Source organism: Pseudomonas frederiksbergensis, from assembly GCF_900105495.1.
GTDB classification, from domain to species: Bacteria; Pseudomonadota; Gammaproteobacteria; order Pseudomonadales; family Pseudomonadaceae; genus Aquipseudomonas; species Aquipseudomonas frederiksbergensis.
Genome location: NZ_FNTF01000002.1, coordinates 4,845,515 through 4,857,196, shown reverse-complemented (window position 1 = coordinate 4,857,196; position 11,682 = coordinate 4,845,515). Strand labels below are relative to the sequence as shown.

At 53.9% G+C, this 11,682-nt stretch carries 10 protein-coding genes; 8 read left to right on the top strand and 2 right to left on the bottom strand.

Annotation, left to right across the window (positions count from 1 at the left end):
* Positions 1 to 26: 26 nt before the first annotated feature.
* On the bottom strand, positions 27 to 2,645 hold the full coding sequence (locus tag BLW70_RS22670; RefSeq protein ID WP_074877777.1) for a glycosyl hydrolase family 5: 2,619 nt from the start codon (positions 2,643 to 2,645) through the stop codon (positions 27 to 29).
* 5 nt (positions 2,646 to 2,650) lie between these two features.
* On the bottom strand, positions 2,651 to 4,174 hold the full coding sequence (locus BLW70_RS22665) for an O-antigen ligase family protein (RefSeq protein ID WP_074877775.1): 1,524 nt from the start codon (positions 4,172 to 4,174) through the stop codon (positions 2,651 to 2,653).
* Positions 4,175 to 4,269: 95 nt separating this feature from the next.
* Here BLW70_RS22665 and BLW70_RS22660 point away from each other — a divergent pair, with 95 nt between their 5' ends.
* The 8 genes from BLW70_RS22660 to BLW70_RS22625 all read left to right on the top strand — a co-directional run bounded on the left by BLW70_RS22660 (position 4,270) and on the right by BLW70_RS22625 (position 11,638).
* Entirely contained in the window at positions 4,270 to 5,643 is a 1,374-nt protein-coding gene (locus tag BLW70_RS22660; protein ID WP_074877774.1) for an oligosaccharide flippase family protein, read from the top strand.
* 138 nt (positions 5,644 to 5,781) lie between these two features.
* Positions 5,782 to 5,976, top strand: coding sequence for a hypothetical protein (locus BLW70_RS22655; protein WP_074877772.1), 195 nt, complete (start codon positions 5,782 to 5,784; stop codon positions 5,974 to 5,976).
* Positions 5,973 to 7,442, top strand: coding sequence for an FAD-dependent oxidoreductase (locus tag BLW70_RS22650; protein WP_074877770.1), 1,470 nt, complete (start codon positions 5,973 to 5,975; stop codon positions 7,440 to 7,442). Before BLW70_RS22655 ends, BLW70_RS22650 begins: the two co-directional genes overlap by 4 nt.
* Positions 7,443 to 7,574: 132 nt before the next feature.
* A complete protein-coding gene (locus BLW70_RS22645) occupies positions 7,575 to 8,192 on the top strand; it encodes an acyltransferase (RefSeq protein WP_074877768.1) in 618 nt (205 codons plus the stop codon).
* Positions 8,185 to 9,141, top strand: a complete 957-nt coding sequence (locus BLW70_RS22640) for a glycosyltransferase family 2 protein (RefSeq protein ID WP_074877767.1) — start codon at positions 8,185 to 8,187, stop codon at positions 9,139 to 9,141. The genes BLW70_RS22645 and BLW70_RS22640 overlap by 8 nt, the downstream gene beginning before the upstream one ends.
* Before the next feature lie 8 nt (positions 9,142 to 9,149).
* Positions 9,150 to 9,674, top strand: coding sequence for a serine O-acetyltransferase (locus tag BLW70_RS22635; RefSeq protein WP_074877765.1), 525 nt, complete (start codon positions 9,150 to 9,152; stop codon positions 9,672 to 9,674).
* 43 nt (positions 9,675 to 9,717) lie between these two features.
* Positions 9,718 to 10,695 (top strand): glycosyltransferase family 2 protein, encoded by a 978-nt coding sequence (locus BLW70_RS22630; protein WP_074877763.1) that lies wholly within the window; start codon positions 9,718 to 9,720, stop codon positions 10,693 to 10,695.
* A gap of 7 nt (positions 10,696 to 10,702) precedes the next feature.
* Positions 10,703 to 11,638, top strand: a complete 936-nt coding sequence (locus BLW70_RS22625) for a DUF535 family protein (RefSeq protein ID WP_074877761.1) — start codon at positions 10,703 to 10,705, stop codon at positions 11,636 to 11,638.
* Positions 11,639 to 11,682 lie beyond the last annotated feature (44 nt).

Sequence of the window (11,682 nt, the reverse complement as noted above, 5' to 3'; positions counted from 1 at the left end):
TCTCAGGTTGAGGCCGGTTACGGCGCCTAAGGTTGTGCTGGCGTGACGTCCTTTTTCAAGAACAACCAGTTTGAGGCCTGTAAGCCGTCGAGCTTGATTGTGTAGCGGCCATCGAGGTAGGTCGCAGGCAGTTTCTTCATTTGCCGCAGAATACCGTGGGTAAACAGTGTCAAGCCTTGCGGCGCCTGAATGGTTAGCGTGCCCTCGAGGGGCTCCACGTAAAAAGGTATTTTGTCGCCGTCTTGGGGGATGGCACGGGAGCCCAACGAAATCATTAAATCCTGCGATTGACCCAAAGGTGAGTCGTCCAGGCTTTGCACCGCCACACTGGCGTTGGCAGTCTTCACTTGAATCTTGATGTTGCCAAGGCTGATCGACTCGCCGCCGATCCAGCCGGTCGCAGCCTGGGTGCGCGGCGTATTGATGGTGTAGACGCCTTGTTTCCAGTTGCGCTTTAGCTCACCGGTGTCGGTCGTGGACTCGCTGGTGTTGGCGTCCAGTAGCGACTGGTCAGGGTCATGGAATTCCTGTGCACCGCGTGGAATAACGCTCTGTTGCAACCAAGGCAATTCCGGTGTCTGCGGCATCGCGATTTCCAGCTTGCCTTTCTCCATGGCTGTACGCAGGAAAGCAGAGCTGGCCGGTGTGATCATTTGATTGAAAAGAGTGCCTGGCGTCGGAGCGAAGACGTAGGTCGTCGTTGCTCCGCGAACGTCTGCACGGCGATAAAGCAAAGCGGCGGCGGGCAGGGTGGCCAGCATTGCAGGGTCGTTATAGGCATGCCAGTTATTGGCACTCATCCCGTTGCCGCCCATTGGCTCTTGGCTATAGGCATATTGCATCAGTGCATCCCAGCCTTGGTGGCTGGCGGTGCCGGCGATATAGAGTGGCAGCGAGTGACGGTCTGCTGTCGGGAAGGGCTCATTGTTCCACTCGGTAACGGTCAAGGGTTTGCCGACGACCTGGCCGGCGGCAATCCAGTTCACTATGCTTTCGCTGTAGTGCGGATTTTTCTCTATCTGTCCCGAACCCCCGTAGCTATGGACATCGATGACGTCCCCGGCGGTAAGGGCCGGCAGGGAGTTCAGGCCATTGCGACCCCAGCTACTGGTCGTGGCGATGGGGACCTTCACGCCTATACCACGCAAGTGTTGAATCATGTCGACGTTGAAACGTCGTTCCAGATCGTTAAGGAACATCTTGGAGGGGCCTGGCTCCCAGGAGCGCCAGGTCTGGTTTGCGGACAGGTTGTGCTGTTTGGCAAAAGCCTCGGCCTCGGCCATATAGATGCGGTTGTGTTTCGGTAAATTCTTGTCTGGCAGCAGGGCATTGCCAAAGTGGTTGGTGACGTCGTTTTCGTTGGTAATCAGTACGGCGGCAATCGCCGGGTCATCTTTGTAGGCGAGACCGGTATAGCTGTTTACATGGGTCAGGTAGTCTTCGGTAAAGCGCTTCATGGCTTTCTGAATGGTGAGATTCACATAGGAATAGCCCTTGAGATAGGTGTAGTTCTGTTCTTCTTTTGGCAATTCATCGAAGCCATAAATGTTGTCTTTTTCAGTAAAGACGCGCTGGACGTGCAGATCGAGCCAGACATAAATGCCTTCGTCTTTCAGGCACTTGATCCACCAGTCGATCTTTTTCAGCGATTCCGGGCTTAGTTGCTGGGTGCTGCGCGTGATCCTGCCGTCGCCAAAGATGTTCGGGAAGACCCATGGCGAGTCATGGTGGTGCAGTCGTACAAGATTGAAGCCCAGTGCCGACAGGCGTTTGGCCTGTAGCTTGATGGCATCGTCTGACGTGAGGAACAGCGAGTAGGCCGAAAGGTTGGTGCCCCAGAAACGCGCCACAGTGTTGTCGGCAAATTGCAGTTGCTCACCGGAGGCTTTGATGAAGCCGCGCTTGCCGGCAGGTTTTTCCTGAGCGTTGAGAAAGGACAGGTCGACTGGCGAGGTTTTCCAGTCGAGCTTGTCGGTCGGCCAGCTCTTGGGGTCCGACAGCCCGAAGCGCTCGGTTGTGGTTGGGCCGACCGTCACATCACCAGAAACGCTCAAGGTAGCCGTGAAATCCTGGCGGCCACGTTTGAGCGTGTTCTTGTAGAGAAAAGCACGCACCTCGGATTTGCTGCCCGGTTCAAAGTACACGCTCTCCAGTGCGGGCTCGAAGCGCATTTCGATGCGCCGCCCTTGTGCATTGCCCCAGGTCCAGCCGCGGTTGTCGGGTAGCAAAGTGGGCTCGCCCATTTCTCCAGCGAACAGAGCGGGGTCGAATGTGAAGACGATGCCACCACCTGAAAGGCCCGACTTCCCACTACGTGCATCCAGGGCAAAGTTCCAGGTCAGCTTTTGCTCGCCTTGCTTCTGAATCTGCGCAGTCAAGTCGAAATCCAGCGCTTTGTTTTTACCCGCGAAGGAGTATCGATAAGGGGTGTTTACCTTGAATTCAGGGTGCAAATACGTCCAGCCCCAGCTGGGTCCAAAAAACGAGAATGTCGTAACGAACACCGGACTGCCACCACGCTCCAGCATTGGCAGGCCGTTGCGCTCATCCACACTGACGACCCAGTCCGATGCCCAGGTGCCAAGCGGCCAAATGGCAAAAAGCAGCAGGAGCAGTATTTGAGGGCGGCGAGACAACTGGATCATGGGGGCTACCTGAGTTGGAGGTGGGCACTCGCCGCAACGGCCGTCGAGGTGTTCTTGAGCCTGCGTGCCATCTGAGCGTAGGCCACGCACAGTCCAGCCACCGACCAATACACCACGGGGATTACCGTAATACTGCTAACGGTGACGATGGTGATCAGGATCCCGGCCAGTGTCGCCAGCAGTGCACGTCCGAGTCGGCGTGCCTCATCGTCTTCTTTGGGGAAAGAACGAATCCCCTTGCGCAGGCCCTGCAGGACACTGACGAAAAAAACCACGAAAAGTGTCAAGCCAATCAAGCCGAACGACAGCGCTATGCCGATATAGGTATTCACGATATCGATGATTCCCTGGCCTTGAATCATGGACTGCATTTCCGGTGTGCTGCGGAAATTGAAAGAGCCCAGCCAAGGGTTGCGCTGGATAACGATCACGGCGTTATCAATCAAGCGCTGCCGATAGGTGATGTTTTCGACTTCCACCGTGCCGATAAACGGTAGCAGATCAAGCACTTTTTGCCCGCCCGGCACGATGGCCAGCAAGGGAAGTGCGAGGATCCCGGCGACCGCCAGCAGCGTTAGGCGTTTGATCGCTTTGCGGCCAGTGCCGATGAACACGACGATAATGACGGCTGCACCAATCCAGGGGCCACGCGACAGCGGTGCGAACAGACCACCGGCTAGCAACAGTGCGCCGAGGGTGCGCTGTAATTTGCTACGTACTTCCTCCTGCAAGTACAGGTAAAAGCCGATGGACACACTGATGACGAAGCCCAGGGCAATGGCCTGGCCGGTAGTGGCGCTGGCACGTAGTGAGCCACCGCGACTCAAGTAGCCAGGATCCCATTGCATGCCCATGGCGGTAACAACCGCGCTATACAGCTGCCAGTGCTTGGCATATTCGAAGAGACCTATAAGCGACAGCACCATGGCGGCGAGTACAAAACCGAGCAAAGCGTCCTTGAAGTCGCTGAGGTTTTTCAGCGCCCGGCTGGCAACGTAGTAAGGCAAAAAAACTTCGATGAACAGGTAAAGCATTTGGCGCAAGGTGTCGGTGACGGTGGTTTCGCGCAGGAAAAGCAGACTCGTCAGCAGGAGGTAGGCGGCTAACAGTCTGTCAGGCCAGGTGCGCCCGAAAGAGACCGTGTCGGCGCGCCTGCGCAAAGTGAAAAAAGCCGGAAGCAACACGCACAGTGCCAGCACACGAATATGGTTGAGGGAAAAAAAATAGTTGACCAGGCCGAAGCCCGGAATCTCCGCCGTGGCCGGCGGGATGAGAAACAGCAGAAGAAAAAATAGCGCCATCGGATTGCGTTCGCGACTTCGTGCGAAGGTCAAAACGATCGTGGCAATGCCTGCGTACACCCAGAAACTGTGCGAAACAAATGCCAATAGCGTCAATACGAACCACAAGTTGCGCCGACGAGTGAAATTACGGTCGGAAATCAGGTCTGCTGCTGGTCGACGTGCCATGGCAAAAACGATGCCGGTGAGGACCAGAATGACTACTAACGCTCGGAAGTGCTCAGGCATGGATGATTGCACTTATTGATTGTTGATCGACGGCTAGTGGAATGGCTAAACGCGACTATAGTTCGTTTTGAGCCATTGAGTCCGGGGATGATGTTATGTCGTTAGTCGATTCGCCAGTGTTGGGCCTTCGTAAGCGAGCGATCTCTGCCGGCGCATGGAATTTCGGGGCGCTGGTTACCTCTCAAGCCTTTCGCTTGGGCGGCAACCTGATAATGGCCCGTCTGCTGATGCCGGAGATGTTCGGCATCATGATGATCGCCATCACCGTTTCTCTGGTTCTGCACATGCTTTCCGATGCCGGCTTGCGCCAGAACATCATCCAGAGCCCACGTGGCGACGATCCGGTGTTTCTCAATACCATCTGGACCGTGCAGATCGTGCGCGGCTTTATCCTTTTTGCTTCAACACTTCTTCTTGCGGCCCTCGCCTGGTATGCACAGACCATTAATTTGTGGGCGCCCAATTCCACCTACGCCGCCCCCGAGTTGCCGTTGGTGTTGGCCGTGACCAGTTTCTCGGCAATCATTGTTGGTTTTCAGTCGACCAAAATGGACCTGGCAGTGCGCACTTTCCAGCAAAAGAAAGTGGTACTCACCGAGTTTGGTTCTCAGGTCGTCGGGCTGTTGGTCATGCTGGGCATCGGTTACTTCACCAGGTCCATCTGGTCGCTGGTGATTGCAGGTCTGGTCCAGTCGATGGTCAGCACGCTGCTGGGGCATTTCTGGTTTGAAGGCCCTCCCAACCGTCTACGGTGGGAGCGTGCTGCGCTCAATGAATTAGTCGGTTTCGGTCGTTGGATACTATTGTCGTCAGCGGTGGGCGTATTGGCCATGTACGGTGATCGCGTCTGGTTCGGCGGCAGCATGACGGCCAGCGAACTGGGCGTTTACTCCATTGCCGTGCTGATTCTGGGCGCTGTTCAGCTTGCGTTGCAAAAGATCGTCGGGGCCGTGGCCTTGCCGGCCTTCAGTGAGGCCTCAAGAACTAATGACACCGTACGGCTCCACGCTTTGTATTACCGCTTGAAATTGATGCTCGATCTTGCCTGCCTGTTTCTCTGTGGACTGTTCCTGACCGGCAGTCCACTGCTCATCGGCATCTTGTACGATGAGCGTTACGCTCAGGCCGGCAACATGATGGCCATTCTTTCACTCTCTTTTTTCACAATGCGCTACCTGTTGGCGAATCAGGTCTGGATTGCCTTGGGACTGACCAAGTACCAGGCCATGGATAACATTATTCGCGCCGTCTCGTTGTGGGTGCTGCTGCCTCTGCTGTTGGCGATTGGCGGGGTCGACTATGCGATTTGGGGCGCAGCCCTGTACACGTTTCCTACGCTTATCCTGGTTTTTTACGTCAATTATCGTCTGGGGCTATTCAGCCTCAAGCGTGAATTGATAGTGCTGCCCATGCTCGCGGTGGGGGCTTTGTGTGGGGAGTTATTGACGGATCTTTTTAAATGGCTTTGATCTGATCTGTTTCTCTCAAGTTTTCAAAGCTGTGGCACAGCGTCGCCATTGAGGTATTGATGGCCGTCGCCAAAGTATGTGGCCTTGATGTGTAGTTGGAATTTTCAACGCAATCTCGATGTCGTGGAGCTTTGAATCATGAGAGAAGCTGATTTGAATACCTCTGTGATGGGACGCAGAAGCTTTCTCCAGGCTTCTGTTCTATTGAGTATCGGAGGACTCATGTTCGGATTTTCCAAAGCCGTTGCCCGGCCGTCTGCTGTTAAATCCGAGTTTGTTGTAATCAACGGATGGGTGCTGCCTGCCCAGCATTTTCGGCAAACGCCAGCATGATCAAAGACTACCAATCGCAGAAAGAACTACGCGATCACTATGACCTCTGCATCATCGGTGGGGGCCCCGCCGGCATTACGCTGGCCTTGCGTTTAGCCGGTAATGGTCGACGTGTGTTGCTTGTCGAGGGTGGCGGGCACGAGTATTCGTCGACTTCGCAGGACCTTTATAAGATTTCATCTTCAGGCCTCGAGATGTACGCCCATGAAACCCGCCTGCGTTACCTCGGTGGGACCTCCAATCACTGGGCCGGGCGATGCCGCCCATTCGAAAAGTCGGACTTTACCGTAGGACCTCCGGGTCCCGTGCCGGGTTGGCCCATCGCCTTTTCCGAGATCGAGCGCAATTTGTCGGCGGCCATGGATATTGTTGATCTTGCGCCGCACTCCGGATTCAAGGCGATCAATGCAAGTCTGGACGGTACCGACTTTGAAGCGGATCGTTTCCTGCTTAGCCCGCCGACGCGATTTGCACAAAAATATGCCAAGGAACTTAATGAGACCGAGGGGCTGGATGTTTTCATCCATTGCAATTGCGTCGATCTTGAGTTCGACAGCAAGACCGGCCGCATCGCAACGATAGTCGTCTCGGACTACCAGTTACATCGAGAGCGAGTTACGGCAAAACGATTCATTCTGGCGACAGGCGGAATCGAGAATGCCAGGCACCTGCTCAACAGCGAGTCCCTGGCGGCTGGCGGTATCGTAAAAAAGGACGGTTTCGTCGGCAGATGCTTCATGGAGCACCTGAACGTCGAGATGGGAAACTTCATCCTGAAAGACGGGCAGGGCACAGATGCTCGGCAGGAATACTTCACGACCGATGCATTCGTGATGGCGCACAACTCAGGTAAAGGGAATGTGACGGCCACGCTTGTCTCGGAAGTGAAATCCTATGGACGAATGGCTGCCATCAAAAGCTTTTTCGAGAACCTCATTTGCGAAGTAGGCGCGGAGCGCAAGGTTGAGTTCATTGCCAAGTTCGATTGCCCTGGAGATGGGGTGATCGGCACGTTGATTGAGCAGTTTCCCAACCCCGATAGCAGAATTTCATTGCTCGACGAGCGAGATGCATTGGGGATGAGAAAGGTCGAGATTCATTGGGCGCTAACGCCAGCAGACAGGGAAACCGTCAAGTCCATAGGGCTGGAAGTGGCGAAGTGTTTTGCCGACACAGGGCTGGGCTTCGTCAAACTGGAAGAATATGTGTATGACGTCGATGTGCCACTGAGGCTCAATCCACATGCTCATCATATGGGGACCACGCGGATGGCGAGTTCGCCAGAGTTTGGTGTGGTCGATGAGAACTGCAAAGTGTTTGGTGTTGAGAATCTTTACGTTGCGGGCAGCAGTGTGTTCTCTACAGGTGGTGCCTGTAACCCCACGATGCCTCTTTTGCAACTTGCTTTAAGGCTGGCAGAACATCTCAACCATCAGATAGGGCCCGGGGTGGGCAGGTATTCCTGAGCGCGGCGCAGGTGGATTATTGGAGTGTTGGATTTTAGGGAAGCGTCTACGCTTAGGGTAGTGGTAATGAAGAATCAGGGTGTATCTAACCTTGGCACAGGTGTCTATCGCTGAATTAATGAGGCTGACAGGATGATTGGTCTACTAAAACGCACTATTGCTTATATTGCAAAAACAACGGGGTATGGGACTCCGCTCTATAAAAAATTCTGTAAACCGGACGGGTATGAATGGGCTAAACATATGGTTCGGTGGGGGGGGCTGCACTCCATCGGTCAAGGCGTATGGATCAATCCTGCTGCCAACATACCTGACCCTTCACTAGTACGACTCGGAAATAATGTAGGTTTATCTTGTTGCACGCTGTTCGGCCACGATGGAGTAGTCGGCATGCTCGAGGTGGTCTTTGATAGAAAACTTGATTCTGTCGGTCCTGTCGACATTCTTGATAATTGTTTTATCGGCTATGGCGCTATGATCTTGCCGCGTGTGACTGTTGGCCCTAATTCGATTGTCGCAGCCGGTGCTGTAGTCGTAAAAGATGTTCCGCCTGGGGTGGTGGTTGCGGGTAATCCAGCCAAGGTTATTTGTACGCTGGAAGAGGTGTTGGCGAAAGTCGAAGAGCGTAGTGCCACTTATCCGTGGATTGACCTTATCAGGCAGCGCAGTGGTGTATACGACTCGGAACTTGAACCGACGCTCATTAAAATGAGAGCGGAATACTTTTTTGGCGCGCGATCCAATGGTTAGTGCTCCTCTTGACGTATTGGTAGTCAATTACAATACAGCGGAGTTGTTGCAACCGATGTTTAATGCGTTACGCCAGTCAAATAGTGTGAATCGCACGCGCTATTTGGTGGTGGATAATGCCTCTGTCGATAATTCGCTGGAATGTCTGGCAACTATCTGTCCAGAGGCAGTGCAACTCGCCAATGAAAATAATGTTGGCTTTGGTCGTGCCAATAATCAATTGGTTGAACACCTGGAGGGCAAGTATGCGTTGCTCCTCAATACCGATGCCTTTGTGGCCGCGGATACGCTGAGCAAGACGCTCGACTACATGGAGACTCATCCTGATTGCGGTGTCCTCGGCGTTCGATTGGTTGGACGTGAGGGTGATTTGCAGCCCTCCTGTCGCTATTTTCCAACACCGTTAAATGTCTTCCTTTCGCATACAGGGCTTGAACGTTTTGTCCCTGTGGTGAAAAGAATCGACGACATGGCCTGGGACCATGCTTCGGTGCGTGAGTGCGACTGGGTGCCCGGGTGCTATTACCTGATCCGTCGTGAAGTCATCGACGAGGTTGGCTTGTTCGATCCGCGCTACTTCCTTTATTTCGAAGAGATCGATCACTGCAAACGCGTTAAACAGGCAGGCTGGAAGGTCGTTTACTACCCGCATACCACGGTGGTGCATATCGGCGGTGAAAGTGCCAAGTCTGTTGACAAGCTCAATGCGGATAATCGCCAGTTACCTACGTTACAAATCGAAAGTCAGCTGTTGTATTTTCGCAAGCACTACGGTCTGCCTGGTTTGGCCTCACATATGCTGCTGGTGAGTCTGGGGGATCTGATTGTGGCGCTCAAGGCGTTATTGAAAGGCCGCGGTCGGGCCGCTTTAGCAGCGTGTTGGCAGCATACTCGTGTGACCTGGGCGTTGTTGCGTGACACCAAATTCGCTAGCCAACCAACACGGTAGAGCCAGTTATGTTCGAAAACATACGTGCGGATTTACGTGCATACGGCGGAGATTGGGGGGCTCAGGGGTTTTGGGTGATGGTGGTTTATCGTTTTGGGCGCTGGCGTTACGGTGTGCGACCGGCCCTGTTACGCAAGCTGTTCTCCTTTATATACAAAGTGCTCTTCAAGCTGATGCAGATCGTCACGGGTATCGAATTGCCCTGTGAGGTGGTGGTCGGGCGCAACTTCGTCATCGATCATTTCGGCGGAATCGTCATCAGCGGCTATGCGCAATTCGGCGATGATTGCCGTATCCGCAATGGTGTCGTTGTAGGCCTCAAGAATGTGAATGAGCCGATTGCTCCGGTGATGGGTAACAATGTTGATATCGGGGCAGGGGCCAAGGTGCTGGGCAATATCCGCATCGGTAACAATGTCGTGATTGGTGCCAATGCGGTGGTGCTGACCGATGTACCGGACGACTCGGTGGCAGTGGGCGTGCCGGCGACTATCAAGAAAAGGAAATACGCAGAATCGAGGGAGTTCTCATGAACCACCCGATGGATTACTTCAATTGCGTCGCTGAGTGAACGCCATGGTTATGGGGATGGGTGTCGTTGTTATCGGTCGCAACGAAGGCCTACGACTTGAGCGTTGCCTGACATCCCTCGTCGGTTCGGCGCAGAAGGTTGTATATGTCGACTCTGGATCAACGGACGATTCAGTGCAGACGGCACTCAGGCTTGGGGTCGATGTGGTTGAGTTGGATATGACGATTCCCTTTACGGCTGCGCGTGCACGCAATGAAGGATTTGCCTGCCTGAAACGCTCATTGCCGCAGATGAGTTATGTGCAGTTCGTCGACGGTGATTGCGAGGTTGTCGGCGGTTGGCTCCCCCGGGCGCAGGCCTTTCTTGATAAGCATCCTGACGTTGCGGTGGTCTGCGGACGGCGCCGTGAACGTTTTCCGCAGCACTCGGTTTACAACCTGCTGTGTGATTTCGAATGGGATACGCCGGTAGGCGAGGCCAAGGCATGTGGTGGCGATGCGCTGATGCGGGCCGACGCCTTTGCCGAAGCATCCGGGTTTCGACCGGGACTTATTGCCGGGGAAGAGCCTGAATTGTGCGTGCGTCTGCGCGGGAATGGCTGGAAGGTCTGGCGTCTGGGCGAGGAAATGACCTTGCATGATGCAACCATGACCCGGTTCGGCCAATGGTGGCAGCGTACCCTGCGCGGTGGTTATGCCTTTGCCGAGGGCGCATTTTTACATGGGGCCGCACCGGAGCAACATTGGTTGCGCGAGTCACGCCGTGCCTGGTTCTGGGGATTGGGTGTCCCGCTGGCAACTGTTATCGCGAGTTTGGTGGCGGGGTGGTTTGGGCTGCTTGTGCTGCTGGTCTATCCACTGCAAGTCGTGCGCCTCGCCCGCAGGGGCGACAGATCCACACGCGAGAACTGGCTGCGGGCTTTTTTTCTGGTGCTGGGGAAATTTCCCGAGATGCTCGGGCAAGTCAAGTTTCTACTGAACAGATTCGGCGCCAGCAAGACGGCGTTGATCGAATACAAGTGAGACTTATATGAATAATTGGGTGATAGTAAAAAGTGTATTTTTTTTACATGCCGGGTACTCTTTAAGGGCGTTGAATAATAAGTTTAAGATGCTGGTGCTGGTTGTAAAAAACTGGTCCGAACTTAAGTTGTTTTGCGGGCGTATGTCGAGCGCCTTGGGTAAGTCCGGTGTCGAGAAATTAGGCGGGGATTGTGTCGGCGTTGTTCATTGGCCCTACATCAGCAGAAACTGGGGCCCGAAGAATAAACTTGGCGTGTTGGCCTCGCATTACGAAGTGGTCACCCAACGCTGTCCGCAACTATTGCTGTTGGGGCGAAATGAAAGTTTGCTGCTGAGTGATTTATCGGAGTTTGCTGCTGGCTGCTCCCTGGTGCTGGATCGTCCCTTCTGGTTTATGCGTGAAGGGGAATTGGTGCTGAACTTGTTTCAGGGGGATCTGCGCATTGCATCTATAGCATTTACTTTGTGTCGTACAGACACTGAACTATGTATTTTTATTGGCGCCGTTCAGGGGATACATAAAGGCGTCGACAGTGAACTGTCGTTGAGTATCTACAGGGACCTGACAAAAGACTTTGAAGGTCTTCGACCAAGAAGCTTTCTGATTGAAGTCATTAAATACATTGCCATTAACATCGGTGTTGAGAAAATTTACGCAGTAGGGGACGGGTATCGCCACCATCGTCATCCGTATTTTGGCGCTCACAAAGCTCTGGAACTGGCGGCAAATTACGATGTGATCTGGTTAGAGCATGGCGCGACGCCGTCAGAGCGCGAAGATTTTTTTGAGATTCCAATGGTTCTGTCCAGGAAACCGCTCGACAGTATTGCGTCAAAAAAACGCGCCATGTATCGCCGGCGCTATGAGCTGCTGGACGACACTTTTAAAAAGATAGACAGCGTGTTGATAGGTAGTTATTGCAGTAACCGTGAAGCTGGTTGAGGTTCCTGCTACCTGTACTACTGTGGGATTGCTTGCAGTAATAA

Excerpts from the sequence above, each read along its gene's own strand:
- BLW70_RS22650 (WP_074877770.1), top strand. The coding sequence starts at position 5,973 with ATGATCAAAGACTACCAATCGCAGAAAGAACTACGCGATCACTATGAC.
- BLW70_RS22660 (WP_074877774.1), top strand. The coding sequence starts at position 4,270 with ATGTCGTTAGTCGATTCGCCAGTGTTGGGCCTTCGTAAGCGAGCGATC.
- BLW70_RS22640 (WP_074877767.1), top strand. The coding sequence starts at position 8,185 with ATGGTTAGTGCTCCTCTTGACGTATTGGTAGTCAATTACAATACAGCG.
- BLW70_RS22635 (WP_074877765.1), top strand. The coding sequence starts at position 9,150 with ATGTTCGAAAACATACGTGCGGATTTACGTGCATACGGCGGAGATTGG.
- BLW70_RS22630 (WP_074877763.1), top strand. The coding sequence starts at position 9,718 with ATGGTTATGGGGATGGGTGTCGTTGTTATCGGTCGCAACGAAGGCCTA.
- BLW70_RS22665 (WP_074877775.1), bottom strand. The coding sequence starts at position 4,174 with ATGCCTGAGCACTTCCGAGCGTTAGTAGTCATTCTGGTCCTCACCGGC.
- BLW70_RS22655 (WP_074877772.1), top strand. The coding sequence starts at position 5,782 with ATGAGAGAAGCTGATTTGAATACCTCTGTGATGGGACGCAGAAGCTTT.
- BLW70_RS22625 (WP_074877761.1), top strand. The coding sequence starts at position 10,703 with ATGAATAATTGGGTGATAGTAAAAAGTGTATTTTTTTTACATGCCGGG.
- BLW70_RS22670 (WP_074877777.1), bottom strand. The coding sequence starts at position 2,645 with ATGATCCAGTTGTCTCGCCGCCCTCAAATACTGCTCCTGCTGCTTTTT.
- BLW70_RS22645 (WP_074877768.1), top strand. The coding sequence starts at position 7,575 with ATGATTGGTCTACTAAAACGCACTATTGCTTATATTGCAAAAACAACG.